At 45.1% G+C, this 19740-nt stretch carries 15 protein-coding genes; 12 read left to right on the top strand and 3 right to left on the bottom strand.

Going from position 1 to position 19740, the window contains the following annotated elements; translation table 11 throughout:
• Positions 1-21 precede the first annotated feature (21 nt).
• Positions 22-726 carry an RNA polymerase sigma factor FliA gene (locus A28LD_RS02235; RefSeq protein ID WP_007419431.1) on the top strand — a complete coding sequence of 235 codons (705 nt, stop codon included), beginning with the start codon at positions 22-24 and terminating at the stop codon, positions 724-726.
• 96 nt (positions 727-822) lie between these two features.
• On the opposite strand, the gene A28LD_RS02230 is transcribed toward A28LD_RS02235, so the two are convergent.
• A complete protein-coding gene (locus A28LD_RS02230; protein ID WP_007419430.1) occupies positions 823-2412 on the bottom strand; it encodes a serine hydrolase in 1590 nt (529 codons plus the stop codon).
• A 101-nt stretch (positions 2413-2513) separates the two neighbouring features.
• Entirely contained in the window at positions 2514-4445 is a 1932-nt protein-coding gene (locus tag A28LD_RS02225; RefSeq protein WP_007419429.1) for a DUF389 domain-containing protein, read from the bottom strand.
• A 148-nt stretch (positions 4446-4593) separates the two neighbouring features.
• Between A28LD_RS02225 and A28LD_RS02220 the strand changes: the two genes are divergently transcribed.
• From A28LD_RS02220 to A28LD_RS02200, 5 genes are all read left to right on the top strand, one after another.
• Positions 4594-5466: a 23S rRNA (adenine(2030)-N(6))-methyltransferase RlmJ gene (locus tag A28LD_RS02220; protein ID WP_007419428.1), complete on the top strand. Its 873-nt coding sequence runs from the start codon at positions 4594-4596 to the stop codon at positions 5464-5466.
• A gap of 35 nt (positions 5467-5501) precedes the next feature.
• Positions 5502-7466, top strand: coding sequence for a bifunctional 2',3'-cyclic-nucleotide 2'-phosphodiesterase/3'-nucleotidase (locus A28LD_RS02215; protein WP_007419427.1), 1965 nt, complete (start codon positions 5502-5504; stop codon positions 7464-7466).
• Positions 7467-7854: 388 nt separating this feature from the next.
• Complete coding sequence (locus A28LD_RS02210) at positions 7855-8952, top strand: OmpA family protein (RefSeq protein WP_007419426.1); 1098 nt, start codon at positions 7855-7857, stop codon at positions 8950-8952.
• 206 nt (positions 8953-9158) lie between these two features.
• The gene (locus A28LD_RS02205; protein WP_007419425.1) at positions 9159-9854 is read left to right on the top strand and encodes a hypothetical protein; all 696 of its coding nucleotides are present in this window, start codon (positions 9159-9161) and stop codon (positions 9852-9854) included.
• Between the two features lie 21 nt (positions 9855-9875).
• A complete protein-coding gene (locus tag A28LD_RS02200) occupies positions 9876-11051 on the top strand; it encodes an acyl-CoA dehydrogenase (protein WP_007419424.1) in 1176 nt (391 codons plus the stop codon).
• Positions 11052-11092: 41 nt separating this feature from the next.
• Here the strand turns inward: A28LD_RS02200 and A28LD_RS02195 are convergent, their stop codons facing one another.
• Entirely contained in the window at positions 11093-11722 is a 630-nt protein-coding gene (locus tag A28LD_RS02195; protein ID WP_007419423.1) for a LuxR C-terminal-related transcriptional regulator, read from the bottom strand.
• 192 nt (positions 11723-11914) lie between these two features.
• Here A28LD_RS02195 and A28LD_RS02190 point away from each other — a divergent pair, with 192 nt between their 5' ends.
• The 6 genes from A28LD_RS02190 to A28LD_RS02165 all read left to right on the top strand — a co-directional run bounded on the left by A28LD_RS02190 (position 11915) and on the right by A28LD_RS02165 (position 19659).
• Positions 11915-12217 carry an ArsR/SmtB family transcription factor gene (locus tag A28LD_RS02190; RefSeq protein WP_007419422.1) on the top strand — a complete coding sequence of 101 codons (303 nt, stop codon included), beginning with the start codon at positions 11915-11917 and terminating at the stop codon, positions 12215-12217.
• Positions 12218-12249: 32 nt separating this feature from the next.
• Positions 12250-12468 (top strand): YgaP family membrane protein, encoded by a 219-nt coding sequence (locus A28LD_RS02185; RefSeq protein WP_007419421.1) that lies wholly within the window; start codon positions 12250-12252, stop codon positions 12466-12468.
• A gap of 16 nt (positions 12469-12484) precedes the next feature.
• Positions 12485-15871 (top strand): efflux RND transporter permease subunit, encoded by a 3387-nt coding sequence (locus A28LD_RS02180; protein ID WP_007419420.1) that lies wholly within the window; start codon positions 12485-12487, stop codon positions 15869-15871.
• On the top strand, positions 15868-16926 hold the full coding sequence (locus tag A28LD_RS02175) for an efflux RND transporter periplasmic adaptor subunit (protein WP_007419419.1): 1059 nt from the start codon (positions 15868-15870) through the stop codon (positions 16924-16926). The genes A28LD_RS02180 and A28LD_RS02175 overlap by 4 nt, the downstream gene beginning before the upstream one ends.
• Before the next feature lie 73 nt (positions 16927-16999).
• The gene (locus A28LD_RS02170) at positions 17000-17905 is read left to right on the top strand and encodes a putative RNA methyltransferase (protein WP_007419418.1); all 906 of its coding nucleotides are present in this window, start codon (positions 17000-17002) and stop codon (positions 17903-17905) included.
• A gap of 116 nt (positions 17906-18021) precedes the next feature.
• Positions 18022-19659: a diguanylate cyclase domain-containing protein gene (locus A28LD_RS02165; protein WP_040486913.1), complete on the top strand. Its 1638-nt coding sequence runs from the start codon at positions 18022-18024 to the stop codon at positions 19657-19659.
• Positions 19660-19740 lie beyond the last annotated feature (81 nt).

Raw genomic sequence — 19740 nt, 5'->3', positions numbered from 1 at the left:
ATCAGAGGCGAACACGAGTTTATGTACACAGCACAAGGCAAAATGAATCGTGAAACGGTTCTGCAGCAATATTACCCAACAGTGAGGCGGCAAGCGCTTTCATTGCAGGTGAGGCTGCCGGCCGGTGTCGATATTGATGATTTAATTCAGGCTGGCTTGGAAGGCTTGCTCGATGCCTTTGGCCGCTTTGATCCAACCGCTGGTGCCGCGTTTTCCACCTTTGCCCATCAGCGCATACGTGGTGCTATGATTGATGAATTACGCTCACGTGATTGGTTGCCGCGCAGTGTTCGGCGCAGCGCTCGCGATGTAGAGGCTTGTATGCGCAAGCTCGAGCATCAATTAGGCAGGGTTCCAGAGGAGCGTGAAATAGCCACTGCGCTCGATATGCCATTGGATGAATACCAGAAGTTACTGCTTGATACGAATAATGGCTTGGTGCTTTCTTACGATGAAGTAGTTACTGAACAAACTGAATTAAGCAGCGATAGTAATGCGCATGATTCACCCGCTGAAGCGCTGTTTTCTGGTGAACGCAAAGAGTTAATTGCGCAGGCAATTGGTAGTTTGCCGGAAAAAGAGAAGTTGGTCATGGCGTTGTATTATCAAGAAGAGCTAAATTTGAAAGAAATTGGCGCGGTGTTAGATGTTACCGAATCTCGTGTATCGCAGCTGCATAGCCAAGCTATTAAGCGAATACGCTCGCATATACTCGATGATTTATAATTTCTGATTAATCTCAAAACGCCAGTGATGTAGCCATCACTGGCGTTTTTGTATGTGTTTTTTTTAGTGTGAAAACGCTTGCGAATTCGCTATGAATTATTGGCGCTTAAAGCTCACATCGCGATAATACGATGTTGGATAAATACCTACTTGCAGCATATGTGGGCGTAATGTCCAAGTTACTTCTAGGCTTATGGGTTTGCCATCGCGGCCACGCGTAAAGTTAACGAATTTTTCTCGTTGTGCTTGGTTCCGCCAAGCGGCACGATATGTATCGTGATGCCAATGTTCTAAATCGAGAATAGAAACACCATCATCCCAAAAATGCAGTGATAAACCACCATCTTGATTTTCAAAAACCTTTACTTCACCGTATTGATTATCGGTATAGTTACCAATTAACTGTTCGCTAGGCATGCTTGGAGTAGTATTCAGTTCGCGTTGCGCTTCAATTTCTTGGCGCGCAGCTAAAACGCGTTCATATTGGGCATTATAGGCCTCGAAATATTCACCGTTCCAATCTTGTTCCGGTAATTCAGCCATGCGATCAACTATAGTATTTACCAATGCGTGCATGTAGGTGCTGAACGTATTGGTAATCACCACGATACCTAAATCCAGCTCCGGCACCAGCACTAACGAAGTATTGAATCCATCTGTAGCACCACCGTGTTGGCTTCGCTGCAAGCCTTTATATTCATCGAGTGTCCATGCAAAACCGTAGGCGCGAACACCATCAGTGCGATCGCCGCGGCCAAGTGCTACTTGCGGGCTATGCATTTCGGCCATTACGGCTTCACTTAGTAAGCGCTCGCCCGCATAAACGCCAGGCTCGCCCAACTGCAAACGCATCCATTGCGCCATATCGTAGGCAGTAGTATTTACTGATGCAGAAGGCCCAACGTTATCGAAGTTACGCCGCTGTATTTCTACTAGCTCGCCATCGATCCATTGGTGTGGCCAAGCTATATTGTTATCTGTATCGGCAAATTGGGTAATTGAGGTGTTAGAACGATTCATATTTAGTGGCGCAAATAGGCGCTCGGCCATTACTGTATCCCAGCTCTTGCCAGTGATGGCCGCTACAATTTCGCCAGCAGCCGAATACATTACATTGCTGTAAACATAACGCGAACGAAAGGGTGCCTCAAATTCGTGATAGCGCATTTGGCGAATCACGGTTTCCCGATCTGCGGTGGGCATAAATTGAATTCGATTGCCGGTCATGCGGCCCACGCCCACTTGATGAGTAAGTAAATCACGCACTCTTACTTCATTGGTTACCCAAGAATCGGAAAGTTGAAACCAAGGTAAATGGTCAATAACTCGATCATCCCAATCCAGCTTACCTTCGTCTACTAACATGCCTAGAGTGGCTACTGTCATTGCTTTAGAGGTTGAAGCAACACCAAATAAGGTATCTGGGTTTACCGTGGCGCGCTCACTTTGCTTGAGCACACCATATCCCGATAGGTGAATTATTTTATCGTTCTGCACAACGGCAATGGCTACACCCGGAATGCCCCATTGCTGGCGTGTACGCTCAATGTGCTCGTGTAAATCGCCGAGCTTCGGCTCAACGTTAGTGATCGATTCAGCCGTGTTGGCACAGGCAATTTGGGTGCTGAGGGCAAGTGCGGCGGTGATGCTGGCGAACATTGCCGATTTACGTAGTAGTTTTACCATGATGATCCCATTATTTTTTATTTTCTCTAGAGTAATGCAAATAGGCACGAATTGCATTTCAACCCACCGAACCCACCCTAGATATACATTTGAACCTGCGGTTAAATTCGATAACGAAAACCAATTTCTAAGGTTACTTCGCGCTGCCATTTTACTTCTAACTGCTGCTTTAAATCGCGCATGGTCACTTCATCAATGGGGGTAGTGCCCACAGTATCAGCTCGCACAAGAATACTATTACGGCCAACCGTTACCTCTACGTTAGTAAGCGGAATCTCTCGGCCGCTCACATACATTCGTTGGGTGCCAATATCGCGTTCAATCGACCAAGTTTGATAAATAGAAGAAAACGCAAAAGCGAGAGGCACGCTGATAATTACTACTGAAGTAAGCGTAACAATAAGGCCTTTACGGGCCCTTTGAACTGGTGCATAACCAAGAACCAAAAAGGTAAGGGCTGCGGCACCGGCAATGCCGAATAGGTTAGTGAGTAATAGTAACCCAGCGCCAATAATCATGTTTAAGCTACCCCAACCGATACCGATACCGGCTACGCATAAAGGAGGTACTAGCGCTACGGCTATGGCAACGCCCGGCAGGCTGCGCATTACACTTGCCCGTGCATAAGCATACGCACCAGCGATTCCACAGGCTATTGCCACCCCTAAATCAAGCAAAGTAGGCTGAATACGGGCGGCAATTTCTGGCGTAAGCTCTTTTACCGGTACAAGAATGGCAAGAAAGGCTGAAACGGAAAGGCCTATTAATACACCGATCCCGATAGTCCTCGCGCTTTGCAATGTAAGTGCGCGCTCACTTCGCAAAAGCCCCATAGCAATCGCAACGATGGGGGCCATTAAAGGAGCCAAAACCATGGCGCCAATAATAACGGCAGTACTACTGAGAAATAGGCCCAAGGTAGCAACGATAGAGCTTAAAATCATTAGGCCAATATAATGCGGGTGCGCTACTGCGCTATCGCGAATTTGTAAAAATAATTCGCGAAAATCTTCTTCCAGAGCATGAGTGAAAATTGGTAGGTGTCGGGTAATCATTGCTACGCGTTCTTGGTTTTGCGGCAAGTTATCAGTGCGCATGGTGTCTTTGTTATCATCAATGGGATCGTGGAAATCGTGATAAGTATCACTCATATTGATTCGAACAGCGCGTGGATAAACCTCCAGTTCAATAGTATCAGTTTTGCGTGAACGGCCATCAAGCACCAGCCGAATCGGCTTCGGGCTGGTAATGCTCAAACGCCTAGTTTTAATGTAACTAATACAAGTAGGTAAGCGCCGATTATATTTTTTTCTAAGTAACGAGCCGAATAAAAACGAAACATATTGGCCTATGGATTTCGGCGAAATAATAACGACAGAAACTCGGTTGTCTTGAACCGAAATAGTGGTATCAAGTAGCCTTGCTGCGGCTGAATGCACATCATTTTCGATGGCCACAATGCCAGAAATGGCGGTATTAAATTGCTTTTTATCGGTGCTCAACGTGATCGGCACTACCGATATAGAAAAGAGGTGCCGTAAGCTTCGCCACAACAGTGCTAGCCAATACAGAGCAAATCGCCCGGCGCTCTGATCGCGCTGCAACGAAGTGCTGCTGCGCTGGTTTACGAATGGGGTGTTACCAATTGTTACTGAGCCTAACACCACTTCATTGTTACAGCGCAGGATATCTATAGCTTCAGGGTCATCTTCTAGTGCTAAGCGAATAGCATCAGTTTCATCCTTTGGGAATTTAAACCAAGCGGCTAAAGGCCCACCCTGAATTAATGGTATAAATCCTAAGGAAAAATTGAGAGTTTTTGCGATATCAATGAGTTTGTGAGCGGTTTGATCGGTAACAAAAGCCACTATGTGATCGGCTTGATCGGAATAGAGCCCCGGATGCGCAAAAAACTCCTCTTGTTCAACGTCAATCAATTGAATGTTGTGAGTAAGAGCAAAGCTGTGAACACGCTCGAGTAAACGATATTCGCTAGCAGGATAAACCACCAACGCTTTTTCCATGAAGGCCATAAATTTCAAGTACCGAGAAAGAGATTTGCATAGTTTATAGCTCACAGAGCCGCGACAATAAAGTGATTTCAAGGTAATCTACGCTCTATGAATATAGATTTTGTTGTAGCAAGAAATTTATCCCCTCAAAACCACGGAATTTAACACTATGCTCAGTTATCAGCACGGATATCATGCTGGCAATGCCGCCGATGTGCACAAGCACCTTACGCTGATTGCGGTAACGCAACATTTACAAGCAAAAGAAAGTGCTATTCACTATTTTGATACTCATGCAGGCAAGGGGCATTATGATTTAACCGATGCCCAAGCGCAGAAAACTGGCGAATTTGCAGCGGGTGTAGCGCGTATGGTTCCTTTGCGCGAACGCCTAATTATAAATCCAGTTTGGGCGGAATTTTTTGCTGCGCTGGATTCTGCAAATGCAGAGCAAACGAACCGTGGCCAGCTGAATAAAGTAGATCAGCTGCGTTTTTATCCTGGTTCTCCGGGCTGGATTTCAAGATTACGGCGAGCACAAGATCGGCACACAGTTTTCGAGCTGCATCCTGCCGAGCATGATGTATTGAGTGGCTATGGTGAGCAACAAACAGGCCGTGTAGTATATGGGGATGGCTTGCAAGGAGTGCTGAAGCAGTTACCTCCGAAAACCCCACGATTACTGGTATTGATCGATCCTGCTTACGAAAACAAAACTGAGTATGATGATGTAGCTGCTGCGGCAATCAAAGTTCTGCAACGTTGCCGTCATGCAGTGGTGTTAATTTGGTATCCACTCTTACCGGCAGCAAAGCACGAAACGCTTTTAGAGCAGATAAAAGCAGAAGTTACACTACCGGTTTTGCAAAGTGAGTTTCACTATCAAGCCAACACCGGAGAACGCGGTATGTATGGGGCTGGGATGTTAATTGTGAACCCACCGTGGCAACTGGATAGCACAATAGAGGCGTTCATGCAGCCAATCTTGCCGGAATACGGTGATGCTGCAAAGCTGGCGCAATCGTGGCTCGTTGCGGAATAGGCAAATTAAGATAAATTTAAGTGATGGGAATAACTATGAAAATGCTAAAAATCACCATTAGTGCAGTGCTCGTTTCAAGCTTTTTATTAAGTGGTTGTAGCGAGCCTAAAGAGCCAGCAGAAGTTGAATTACGTTTAATTGAAACCACGGATTTGCATGCCTACATGCTGGGTTATGATTATTTTCAACAACAGCCAACTGATTCCTATGGCCTAGTGCATACTGCTGCTTTGATTCACGAAGCTCGAGCTGAAAACCCGAACAACTTCTTAGTTGATAACGGCGATTTAATTCAAGGTAGTGCCTTTGGCGATTGGGTTGCACGTAATGGTGTTGAGTATGTTGCCGAGAACGCGCACCCGATTATTCGCGCGCTCAATTACCTTGAATATGATTTAGGTAATATGGGTAACCACGAATTCAATTATGGCCTTGAGTTTTTGCAAGCATCAGTAGGAGGAGCTGAATTCCCTTATATCAGCGCCAATGTGTTTCATGCCGATTCAGTTGCCGATTCCGGTAAGGTGAGTTCAGGTTGGGATAACCCAATGTTTGAACCGTATGTGATTTTGGCGAAACAGATGCAAGACCAACATGGTAATGCACATGAAATTAAAGTGGGATTTATTGGCTTTTTGCCACCGCAAATAGTGCGTTGGGATCAGCAGCACTTAGCGGGTAAAGTGCGTGTTCGCGATATGGTTGAAGCCGCCGAATATTTTATTCCAAAAATGCGGGCAGAGGGAGCCGATGTTGTGGTGGCGGTACCGCATTCAGGGCTTCGTATATACGATAATTACCCGCAATTTGCGGAGCAGGCAAGTTATCAATTAGCTGGGGTTGAGGGTATCGATGCCATTTTGTTTGGTCATCAGCATCAATTATTCCCAGGTTCTGAGGGTTATAACGATTTGCCTGAAGTTGATAATGAGGCGGGCTATGTGCGCGGCGTGCCAGCAGTAGCCCCTGGTTATTGGGGTGATCATCTCGGAATTATCGATTTACAACTGCAACATAATGGTACCGGTTGGAGTGTAACTGGCAGCTCAGTAGCGGTTCGCCCGGTTGATGAACGAAAAGATTCCGAGTTGGAAGCAATGCTTATAGCCGAGCATGAAGAAACGGTTGTTATGCTGAATGAGCCATTGGGCGAAGTTGGCGAACGAATTTCAACGTTATTTGCGCGTATTGAACCAAGCACCGCAGTGCAACTGATTAATGATGCACAAACATGGTTGGTAAAATCATTGCAGGAGCGTGGCGATATAGCCGCTGATTTGCCAGTATTAAGTGCCGCGGCTCCGTTTCGTAATGGCTTTCAAAGCGCCGAAGATTACACGGTAATTGAAGCTGGCGCCTTTACACTTGGGAATTTGGTGGATCTATATGTATATCCAAATACGTTGCAAGTAGTTGAAGTAACCGGCGCTCAATTAGTTGAGTGGCTGGAAATGTCAGCATTGGCTTATGAACAAATTGTTCCTGAAATGAGCGAGCCACAGACATTATTTACCGGTAACCCTAGTTTCAATTTCGATGTTTTAAGTGGTTTAGAGTATCGCTTTGATTTGGCCCAGCCTGCGCGTTATAACGTGCATGGTGATTTACTTAATGCCGATGCAAGGCGCGTTGTTGATGTGATGTATGCGGGTGAACCATTAAATTTGGAGCAACGTTTCCTAGTTGCAGTTAACAACTACCGTGCTGGTGGTGGTGGCGGTTTTCCGGGTTTAGATGGCACTACAATTGTGCATTCTAGTGGCGAAGAAGTTCGGCAAGTTATCGCCGATTATGCCCGTGAGATGACCGCGGCAAATGATGGTGTGTTGCCTCTTAACTTAGCCCATAACTGGTCACTTTTTATACCGCCAGGCGTTATTCTTGAGTTTCGTGGCAACAATAGTACCGCGGGTATCGAAGAGGCGAAAAAAATAACCAATGTAGAAAAATATGCAGAAGACTCTCAGGGTTATGCAATCTATTATTTACAGCCGGAATAGCGTTACAGCCGGAATAGCGGTGAATTCGACGAATTCAAAGCTCCTAAAAATATACAGTTTTAAGTGCTTGAGTAGATTTAAATTTTTTAGAAAAAGGCATACCGAATAAATTGCTAAGAAGACGGTGCAAACTATACGAAATAGTTTGTTGGTACAACATTGATCTTCTGAGGTTAAATGTTATACTGCAAGGAGCTTCGGGTGTAGGCTTTGTGTTATACGCTTTGGTTTTAACTAAACATTAAGTTTTATTACTTAGTAGACATCTAATTTTAAAAGTTTTGGTAAAGTTAACAACAGTTGTTAGTTAGTTAAGCCAGAATAAGGGTTGATACCCCCCCAACCCTCCCGGGTTAGTGGAGCAGCTAAAGGAAAGAAGGAATCCCTTATGAACAAATTTACTGGAATAGCAATACCTGCAGCCATTGCCGGTCTGCTTATAGCTAGCCCGCAAGCAACCGCTTTCGAAAACTTTGCAGGTAACGAGCAAATTTCTTTCGGTGCTCGTTTAAACATAAGCTCATTTGACAGTGATCGTTTATATATTGATGCCGATAACATCGGTTACTCAATTGACGATGGCTTCAATTCGCCGCAGTTCGGTTTGGAGTTTTCAGTTCCACTTACTGACCGCTGGGCAGTTCGCACATACTGGGATCGCGTAAAAACTGACGTAGATAACACTGGTGCAAGCGCAACAGGCCATATGTTTGGTACTGATGCACTTTACTACCTTAACTCAAATGTATATTTGGGTGCTGGTTTAAACCAAACTCGTGTTCAGCGCCATCGCGATATGATGTTCCGTGCAACTTTAGGTTATCGCCATGCGCTTACCGATAAGCTGTTCCTGCGCGCTGAAGTAGCGCCACAGTTTAGCTCTGATTACAACGATATCTCGTTCATCGTTAGTGCTAACTATGCATTTGGTACAGCACAGCCAATGTTAGATTCTTGGGGCTCGCGTGATACTCGCGAAGTAGCTCAAGAAACTCCAGCGCCAACAGATCGTCAAACTGATAGCGACGGTGATGGCGTTCCAGATTACCGTGATGATTGTGCAAACACTCCACGTAATCATGTTGTAGATAGCCGTGGTTGTACTGTTTACACTACTGAACAAGTTTCTGAAAACCTACGTGTAGGCTTCGAATTTGATTCTGCTCGTGTAACTAGCGATTATAATGGTGATGTACGCCGTTTAGCTGATTTCATGAAAGAGCATTCAGATACTGAAGTAGTTATCAACGGCCACACCGATTTAATCGGTTCTGCTGAATATAACCGCGATTTATCTGACCGTCGTGCGAAAGCTGTTGCTGATATCCTTGTAAACACTCATGGAATTAGCCGTAGCCGTATCACTACAGTAGGTCACGGTATGAGCCGCCCAGTAGTAAACGAAATTAGTTTATCTGCTAACGAGCGCAACCGTCGTACTGAAGCTGCATTATCTGTTGAAATCCGAGTTCCACGTACTCGTTAATTTCAGTTAGAAAAATAGTTTAAAAAAGGCACCTTCGGGTGCCTTTTTGCTTTTTTAAAAACAAAAAATACAACAAAAACTTAAGCAAAATCAAAGTAACCGGTTAAATAGAGTTGGAAAGCTTGTAGGTGCTTTATAACGCTAGCTATATTAGCTAAGATTTAATCAATAGCAGAACAGGTATAACGGCAACCAAGGATATAATCATGGCTAAGTTCATCCATATCACCTATGTGGTTATCATTTCTGTGTTGGCAATTTTGTTGTGGCAGGAAAGCAGCCGAGAGAGCGATGAAAGAGTGTCTGGCGAAGATCGATTAAATACCCAGTTAGCAACTCAGCTGGAGAATAGCGCCACTAACCTAGAGGCGTTAGTGGGTGAGTTACAGGCTGAAAATAGGACCTTAGAAGAACAGTTGCTAGAACAGGAACATCTATTAACGGAACTTCGGTCGGAATTAGGTGAAGTGGCGCTTATCGAAGAAAACCAGCCTGAAAACAGAAGAGATGTGGACGAATTAAGAAGTAATAGCAGCGAAGCGTTAGCGCGAGCTGTTCAAAACGCTCAAGAGGGTTATTTGAGCAACGATGATATGGCAATACGGCGTGAATTAGAACCAGTTGATCCAGATTGGGCTTATCCGATTGAGCAAAGCCTGCAAGATTTCTTCATACGAGAAGAGGAATTTAGGCACTTAAATCTTACCAGCCTTGAATGCCGCACCAGTTATTGCGAGCTCTCGCTTCAACTCAGTGAGCCAAGCGAATCATTTAATACCAGCGTTCTATATCGTTATTTAAAGAGCGAAGATTGGTTCAATAATGGCACAATTATGGCGTTTGAAAATCAAGAAGCAGGCACCGCTACCGTAATCATTGAAACTAAGCGAAAGGTTGAGTAGGACAAATAAATAGAGGGTTAAATGAGCAAGCAACCAGTGTTTAATTGGCAAGATCCATTCCAAATAGAATCGTTATTAACTGATGAAGAACGCATGATTCGCGATAGCGCACATGCATACTGCCAAGAAAATCTGCAGCCCAGAATATTGATGGCAAATCGTGAGGAACATTTTCATCGTGAAATCATGAATGAAATGGGAGCGCTTGGGTTACTCGGCGCAACGATTCCTGAATCTTACGGTGGTGCAGGCGTAAATCATGTTTGCTACGGTTTAATTGCTCGCGAAGTTGAACGTGTTGATAGTGGTTACCGCAGTGCGATGAGTGTGCAAAGTTCATTAGTGATGTACCCCATTTTTGAATTCGGAACAGAGGAACAACGGCATAGATATTTACCCAAATTAGCTTCTGGCGAATGGGTTGGCTGTTTCGGCCTCACTGAACCCGATGCTGGCTCTGATCCGGGGAGTATGAAAACACGAGCAAAGAAGGTAGCGGGTGGTTTTCGCTTAACCGGTAGCAAAATGTGGATTACTAACAGCCCCATCGCCGATGTGTTTGTAGTGTGGGCAAAGCTCGAGGGTGTTATTCGCGGCTTTGTGCTCGAAAAAGGCATGGAGGGGTTAAGTGCGCCTAAAATTGAAGGTAAATTTAGCCTTCGAGCATCGATAACCGGTGAAATTGTAATGGATAATGTGTTTGTTCCAGAAAAAAATATGTTTCCAGAAATAACAGGTTTAAAAGGCCCGTTCAAATGTTTAAACAAAGCGCGCTATGGTATTGCCTGGGGCGCCATGGGAGCCGCAGAGTTTTGCTGGCATGCCGCACGGCAATACACCTTGGAGCGCGAGCAGTTTGGAAGGCCACTAGCAGCAACACAGCTTATTCAGAAAAAACTCGCCGATATGCAAACAGAAATTAGTTTAGCCTTACTAGGTGCTCTGCAAGCTGGCCGAATGGCTGATAACAACGCTTTGCCACCGGAAACCATAAGTTTAATTAAGCGGAATAGTTGTGGTAAGGCTCTTGATATTGCGCGAACTGCACGAGATATGCATGGTGGTAACGGTGTTTCAGATGAGTATCATGTAATTCGGCATGTAATGAATTTAGAAGCAGTGAATACTTATGAAGGCACCCATGATGTGCATGCGTTAATTCTCGGTAGGGCGCAAACTGGGTTAACGGCTTTTTAAAATCACCCATTTAGCAGGGTTAAGGTATCTGAAATGGTGCCTTAACCTTTAACCTTCCATAAAGCTGCTTGCATGCGCGATTGTAACCCCAGCTTCTTTAAGATATTTTTTATGTGAACCTTCACCGTTCCTTCTGAAATCATTAATGCTGCCGCTAAAACCTTATTGCTCTTTCCTTCTGTGAGCAGGTGCAGTACTTCCTTTTCTCGATTTGTAAGTACTTTTAATGATGCTTGTTGCGATTGTTGTTCTGAATACCGTAACGCTTTTGCTAAAATTTCAATAACGCCATCACTTAACGCCATCTTACCTTGTAATGCTTTAGTGAGCAGAGCCGATAGGTGCTCAGGCTTGGTATCTTTCAGTAAATAGCCATCTGCGCCGTTACGAATAGCGTTAAAAATATCTGTTTCTGCATCTGAAGCAGAAAACATAATTACTCTAGAGGGAATACAACTACTACGAAGCTTTGTTAAAGCGGCAAAGCCTCTTTTAGAAGCTTCCAAAACAATTAAATCCGGTTCGCTGGCTATCGCAGTATTAACCGATTGTTGGGCCATCGGTAGCTTCAATGGCGCAATTATACCAATGTGGTTTTTTAGCGCTTCCTCAACTAAAGAAAGCGAATTTGTTCGCTCTTCAATGATATATACGCTGTTTAATTCACTCATAATGTTTGCTCCGCCTACCTTTGGGAATAAGGTGGCTATCGAGTTCCCATTACCTCCTATTAGAAGTGAAAATACTTTGATGCATATCAGTAAATTGTCATTATATTGAATATTGAGCTATTTATCAGTATGCAGGCATCGAAAAATGAGTAATGCTCTTGTTAAATTAGTAAAAGCTAATATAATAAAACCATGAAAACTATTTCGATTAACCAAATGCAAGAAAATGCGAGCGCGGCAGAGAGCTTGTTGAAATCGTTGGCTAATAGCCATCGATTAATGGTGCTTTGCCATCTCGTAAACGGTGAGATGTCTGTTGGTGAACTTGAGAAAAAAGTGGGTTTGTCGCAATCGTCGCTCTCGCAACATCTAGCAAAACTGCGTGAGCAAAATATTGTCGGCTTTCGGAAAGAAGGTACAACCGTTCTTTATCGCATAGCCGATGAAAAAGCGTTACAAATCCTCGAAAGCTTGCATGGTATTTTTTGCGAGTGATTTTTTCAGCGTTTAAATATTAGGTATATCTAATGAAAGGTGATGATATGAATATCGATAGATTTGTATTCGCGTTTGCAGGTGCTTTGGTGCTGGTGTCGGTATTACTAGCTTGGCAAGCTAACCAAGCTTGGTTGATATTAACCGCGCTAGTAGGTTTAAATCTTTTGCAAGCCGCTTTCACTGGGTTTTGTCCGTTGGCAAAAATTTTGAAAGCAGCCGGTTTTAAGCCAGGCCAAGCATTTAAATAAAAGAGCGGTTAACGCAATGAAGCAAGCAGTAAGTGATACGGAAGCGCCGGTGAACGCCAAAAGTGGCGTAATGGGTTGGTTTTTAAATAGTACCTTTCCACCTGTACTGATAGGCCTAGCCCTGTTACTCGGTGTTTTTGCATTATTACTTACGCCGCGCGAGGAAGATCCGCAAATTGTAGTGCCTATGGCGGATGTAATGGTAAGTGCGCCAGGGCTTTCCGCGCGGCAAATTGCTACGCAAATAACCGAACCTCTTGAACGCCTCGTTTCCCAAATCGATGGCGTTGAATATGTGTATTCTCAATCTAACCGTGATTATGCCAACGTTACCGTGCGTTTTTACGTGGGTGAAGATCGGGAAGATTCACTAGTAAAACTCTATAATAAACTCTATTCAAGCCAAGATCAGATACCTGCTGTTGTGGCAAATTGGGTAGTGAAGCCTGTTGAAATAGATGATGTTCCGATCGTAATTGCAGCACTCTATAGCACCAACCCAGAGCAGCATGATGCGTTTGCGCTGCGCAGAATAGCTGAACAGGCCACGCAAAAATTAAAATCGGTGAAAAATACTAATCAAGTAGCTGTGGTTGGTGGGCAAGCGCGAACTATTCAGATTGCACTCGATAGCGTGAGCCTAGCGGCACATCGAACTACGCTGGCTGATATCAGAAGAGCGGTACAACTTACTAATACACAAGTAACGGCTGGGCAACTACACCAGCAGGGGCGCATTATTCAAGTTGAGAGTGGTGTGTTTTTCGCAAGCGCTACTGAACTCGAAAATGCCGTTGTAAACGTGTTAAATGGCCAGCCTGTTTTTCTTCGCGATGTGGCAACCGTAACCGATGGCCCCGAACAACCGAGTAACTATACTTTCTTTTATCCCGGGCCTGATTTCCAAGGAACGGTGAGTAGTAATATATCTAATGGGGGTGCTTTCGCAGGCGAAAAATACCCAGCGGTATATATTTCAGCGGCTAAGCAACGTGGCTCTAATGCGGTATGGGTAGCTAATGATGTAATCGCAGAGTTAAAGGCGTTAGAGGCTGCGTGGTTGCCCGAAGGTGTTGCTGTTTCTATCATTCGTAATTATGGTGAAACGGCTGATGAAAAAGTATCTGAGCTAGTAAGCAGCCTTGTGGTTGCGGTTTTAGTTGTTGTGGTATTCGTTGGCCTCTTCCTTAATTGGCGCGCGGCTATAGTGGTAGCTATCGCAATTCCAATCGCATATGGCGCTACCTTAGGCATGGATCTCCTGTTCGGCTATACGATTAATCGTGTAACCCTCTTTGCGCTGATACTAGCTCTCGGCCTTATTGTCGACGACCCAATTGCTGCAATTGATAATATCGAACGGCACATGCGGGCAGAAGGAAAAGCTTCAAAGCGCGCTGTGATTGCCGCGATGGTTGAAATTCGCAGCGCCTTGCTGATGTCTACTTTAGCCATAGTGATTGTTTTCACGCCAATGTTCTTCATCACCGGCATGATGGGCCCATATATGGGGCCGATGGCCTTCAACGTGCCGATAAGCGTTGTGTTTTCTACGATTACTGCGTTCTTCATTACCCCTTGGCTTGCTTGGAAAATTATGGGCAAAGCGAAGCAAAAAGGCGCTTATGATCCAAGTAGTTCTTTAATTTATAAAGGCTATCGAAAAATTCTTGAACCCTTGTTAGATTCGCGCAAGCGCAGCAAAATATTTTTATGGAGCGTGGCGGGTTTATTTGTGCTCGCAGCGCTGTTACCAGTGTTGCGCCTAGTTCCGTTGAAGTTGCTGCCACACGATAATAAAAATGAATTTCAGCTCGTTTTAGATATGCGTGAAGGTGAACCTCTAGAAAATACAGCTATGGCACTTGAACGGTTGGCTTCCTACCTGCAAACCGTTCCGGAAGTGAAAGCTATTGCTACTTTCAGTGGTGTAGCTTCGCCAATAGATTTTAACGGCATGGTGCGCCACTACTCTCATCGTAATAAGCCGTGGCAGGGTGAAATTCGCGTGGTGTTGGCAGATAAATCACGGCGAAGCATGCAATCGAATGAAATGGCTAATCGTTTACGTGATCCACTTGAGGCGATAGCAAAGGAGGTGAATGCGCAGTTGAAAATTGTGCAGATGCCGCCGGGTCCTCCGGTTCTGGCCACTATAGTAGCTGAGCTTTATGGTGGCGATGAAACGCCTTATGCAGAAATAGAAGAAGCGGCACAAGTGTTAGCAGACCGAATGCGGCAAGAAGATTTCGTGAGCGAGGTGGATACCTCTGTTCCCCACGATCAGCAAGTTTGGCGTTTTGTTATCAACCGTGAAAAAGCGGCATTATCTGGCATTAATGCGAACGATATTCACGAGAGTATTGCCGCCGCTAGTGGTGGCTGGACGATAGATTTCTTGCAGCAAGACACCGAAATTAACCCGTTGCCAATTGAAATTCGGTTGCCGAAAGGGTTCCGTGATAATCCGGATCATCTTTTATCACTCTATGTGCGTGGGCAAACTGGGCTTGCGCAACAAAGTAGTGGCTTAGGGTTAACTTCGGCACCGGCGCCTTTAGTTCCGCTTGCAGAGCTCGGTGAGTTTGTTCAAGTAAATGCTGATAAGCCAATTCTACACAAAAACTTGCGGCCCGTGGTGTATGTGTATGCTGAACCTGTTGGCCGAGTGCCTGCTGATGTAGTTGCCGATGTGATGGTTGACCAAAACAGCGATGGTAATTCTGTAGTGCCCCATTGGCAACGGCACTATTTCAATAATGGTTCAGGCATAGGCTGGCAGGTACCGAGCGATATTAACGTTGTTTGGAGTGGCGAGGGGGAATGGAAAATTACGCTCGATGTATTCCGTGATTTAGGTATTGCTTACGCGGTAGCGTTGCTTGGTGTTTATATCGTAATGGTTTTACAAACTGGTTTGAAAGCGGTTGCCGGTATTATGATGTTATCGATACCGCTTACGGTGATTGGTATTATGCCGGGTTTTTGGTTTTTGAATATGTTCAGTGCCGATATTGCTGGCTACCCGAACCCCGCGTTATTTACGGCAACGGCGATGATCGGCATGATAGCCTTGGCCGGAATCGTGGTTCGCAACGCATTAATTTTGATTGATTTTATTCAACAGCGATTACAAACAAACTGTACGTTGAAAGAGGCGTTGTTTGATGCCGGTGCCGCACGCACTAGGCCAATTTTGCTTACGGCCGGCACCACTATGCTGGCGAATATTGTGATAACCCTTGACCCCATTTTCAACGGTTTAGCTTGGGCAGTAATATTCGGTATTACAGCGTCAACGTTGTTCACTTTGCTGGTTATTCCGGTGGTTTATTACATGATGTATAACAATGCTGCTGGGCACGCTATCGAGCCTAGGCCGCAACAGGAGCATGAAGCATGAACGTGAAACGTATACTTGCAATTACCGCTGGGTTGGTAGGTTTACTCATCGTTTTTGTTTGGCTCGCAAATGGGTTTACACCAAAATTAGATACACAAGCGCGGGCAGAGCAAAATCAAGTAAAACCGGAAACGGCACTGGTTCGCAGCGAAGCCATGGAACAGCACCGAGCATTTAGTGGAACTGTTCAAGCTCGCCAACAAGCTGCGATTTCAGCTCGAATAACAGCGCGTGTTGCCGAAGTTTTAGTAAATGCTGGCGATAGGGTGGAAGCAGGTGATGTATTGTTACGCTTAGAAAATGCTGATCTAAGTTCACGGGTTCGCCAACAAGAACAAACACTGGCTGCAGCTCAGGCTCGCGCGAATGAAGCGCGTTTGAGTTTTCAACGTATTGAAGCAGTAGTAGCGCAAGGTGTGCTGCCCGAAGCCAGCCTTGATGAAGCTCGTGCTACGCGAGATAGTGCTGAGGCTGATTTAATTCGCGCCCGGGAATCACTATCTGAAGCCCGAACTAGCGAAAGCTTTAGCGTGATTTTGGCACCATTTGCAGGCATTGTTAGCCGAAGAGCCGTTTTTACTGGCGATACCGCAACGCCGGGTATGTTGTTAGTGGGTTTATATCAGCCGGAAAGCCTGCGATTAGAGGCGGCAATCAGTGAATCGGTATTAACTAATATCAATATTGGCGATGAACTGAAAATCTCACTGGATGCAGTAAATAAAACATTGGCTGGCCGCATTGTAGAAATTGAGCCGGCCGCTGATTCGGCTTCGCGTAGCTTCATTATTCGCTTAGTGCCGGCAACCGTTGCAGGCCTTTATCCGGGAATGTATGGAACCGTTTCGGTTCCTGCGGGTAGCCGTGAAATTACTCACATTCCGGTTGCTTCGGTAACCCAAATTGGGCAGCTTAACTATGTTCAGGTTTGGCGAAATAATCGGCTCGAACGCCGGTTAGTTAGGCTTGGTGAAGTGCTCAATTACCAAGGAGCGCAGCATGTGGAAGTTGCGGCCGGTTTACAAGCGGGTGAAGAAGTGGCAATAAGCCGTTAGGGTAAAATCGATTAGCCAGCGCTGGCTATAGGCGTTATTATTTGGGCAACCCACGATAAAAGTTGCTACTTATATGCCAAGCGTTGCGTTTAATCAGTTACAGTGCCCTATTGAAGGTGAACCTCTTCATCCTGCAGAAAACCTATCATCATGGCGGTGTAGCCAAGGCCACAGTTTTGATGTTGCCAAACAAGGCTATCTAAACTTATTACCGGTACAGCAAAAGCGTTCGAAAGATCCTGGTGATAGTAAGGAAATGGTTGTTGCTCGGCGTGATTTCTTAAATAGTGGCTTTTATCAGCCTTTAGCCGCGAGTATATCTGAAGAAATATTGCGTTATGCTGATGAGCAATTGGTTTCTGCAAAGAACCCATTGAATGTTCTTGATGCCGGATGTGGAGAAGGTTATTACCTTAGGGAGTTAATCGCCAACGCCGGCGCAGAGCAGTTAAGCATTGCCGGTTTTGATATTTCTAAATGGGCGGTGCTTGCTGCGGCCAAGCAAGGGCTTCCATTACCATCACCAAACCTAGCCGCAACATCTGAAAATACGGCCAGGTGGTTTGTGGCGAGTAACGCACATATACCCGTACAGGATGCTTCGGTAGATGTTGTACTGTGTGTTTTTGGTTTTCCAGTATATTCCGAGTTTTTACGCGTTTTAAAACCGGGAGGCCTTTTACTTATGGTTGATCCGGGGCCAGAGCATTTGCGTGAACTACGCGAAGTGATATACCCCGATTTAAAATCAGAAAAGCCGGCAAAACTGCAACCGGAGCATTTTGAGATACAGCCTCCGCTCTCTGCAAATTATCAGCTTACCTTAGAAAACCAAACCCAGATCAACAACCTTTTAGCCATGACCCCACACCTATTTCGTGCTCCCGCAGCAGGTATAGAAAGGGCGCAACGGCTTGAAAAGCTAACCGTTACAGTTGATGTACATATTCAATCTTTGTTCAAGGCAGCCGCTATCTAACATTTGGTAAGGTGTATTTATACGCGTTCAGTGTATGATCTATGTCCACGTTTATAATTCTGTGCCCACAGTTACTGTTGTTAGTAGGCGAAAATTCACCCTAAAAAACAATGAATATGGTTTTATTTAAAAGTAAATCACTGAGCCTGAGAGCTAGAATTACCATCACCTCTGTACTTACCATTGCTTTGCTTACCGTGATCTTAAACTTCATGGTTGCGCAAAATGCTAGCCGCGCGATGCGTAATGAAGTAGGCGTGAGCTTAGCTGATTTATCATTTTTAATGGCGAATAAGCTTGATCAATACATGTGGTCGCGCGCTACCGAAGTGGCTTTACTGAGCCGGTTTGGTGTTTCTGGCTCCGATCTTGAAGCTACCCAACATATTTTAAATGGCGTGCAAGAAGCGGTTCCTTCGTTTTCTTGGATCGGTTTAACAAATAGCCGAGGTACGGTAACCGCAGCAACGGGTGGGTTTTTGGTGGGTTTCGATATTTCAACTCGCCCGGTGTTCGTTGAGGCGCAAAAAAGCCCTTTTTATGGCGATGTTCATGAGGCTAAATTGCTTGCGGAGTTGATTCCAAGTAAGGATGGCTTTCCGCTAGAGTTTGTTGATATTAGTTACCCGGTGTTCGATAACACAGGTGAATTTAGAGGCGTACTGGCAGCTCATTTAAGCTGGGAATGGGCCAGAATTGTGCAGCAAAGCATAATGGTGCCATTGCGTGAGCGCCACAATGTAGAAATGTTTGTAGTGAGCGAGCAAGATGATACCGTTTTACTTGGGCCGCCCGGAACCATCGGCCAACAATTATCGTTGCAAAGCGTATGGGCCTCTCGAACTGGCACGAATAGTTTTTTAGAAGAAGATTGGCCGAATGGCGAACGCTACCTTACAGGGTATGTGCAATCATCAGGCTATGAAACTTATCCTGGTTTAGGTTGGACAATTTTACTCCGGCAATCGGTTTCGGAAGCCTACGCGGTAGTTGATGATTTTCAGCGCTATATTTGGTTGTTAGGGGCATTTTTCGTAGTGGTTTTTGGTGCCTTGGGTTGGTATTTGGGAGGCCGCATCAGCCAGCCGTTAAGCGATATTACCTATGCAGCAAACAGAATTAGTGCCGGCGATATTATTCCGATTCCTCGCCATAAAGGCATTAAAGAAATTGAGGTGTTGGAATCATCGTTGCAGCGGTTGTTAAACAGTATTGATGAGGCTGAAGGGGCTCTTGATGATATGGAGTTGAAAGCTCATCGCGATGCCCTCACAGGCTTGCCAAATCGCAACGCATTAGCCGAATATATAAGAAAGGCGAAAAATGATGCACAGGTGCGCAATCAAACGCTTACTTTTTTATATTTAGATCTTGATAAATTTAAACCAATAAATGATACCCACGGCCACAAAATAGGTGATGAAATACTCATAGAGGTAGCTAATCGACTGCAAGAAATTATTCGCAGCAATGAGCTCGTAGTGCGGTTAGGGGGCGATGAGTTTCTAATGATTCTGCGCACCGATGAAAAATGCCCCAGAGATACCGGAATAATGGTTGCTGAACGCGTTATTCATGCGATTAACATGCCGTTGCTGATTGATGATTTAGAACTAAGTATCGGCTGTACTGTAGGTATTGCAATATGGCCCGAGCATGGTGCGGAGCCAATGGATGTAATTGGCCATGCCGACGAAGCGTTATATGCAGGTAAAAAAACAGGCCGCAATCGCTATCAGGTTTGGGGCTCATAAATCAGCTAGGTAGCGATCGGTTATGTTCCTGCTTCAGATTACCATCTTATTTCAGCCGCAGTAATAAGCTAGCCTACCTTT

The organism is Idiomarina sp. A28L (genome assembly GCF_000218785.1).
GTDB lineage: Bacteria > Pseudomonadota > Gammaproteobacteria > Enterobacterales > Alteromonadaceae > Aliidiomarina.
The sequence above is the reverse complement of the archived record's forward strand: the minus strand, read 5'-3'. Positions and strand labels throughout refer to the sequence as shown.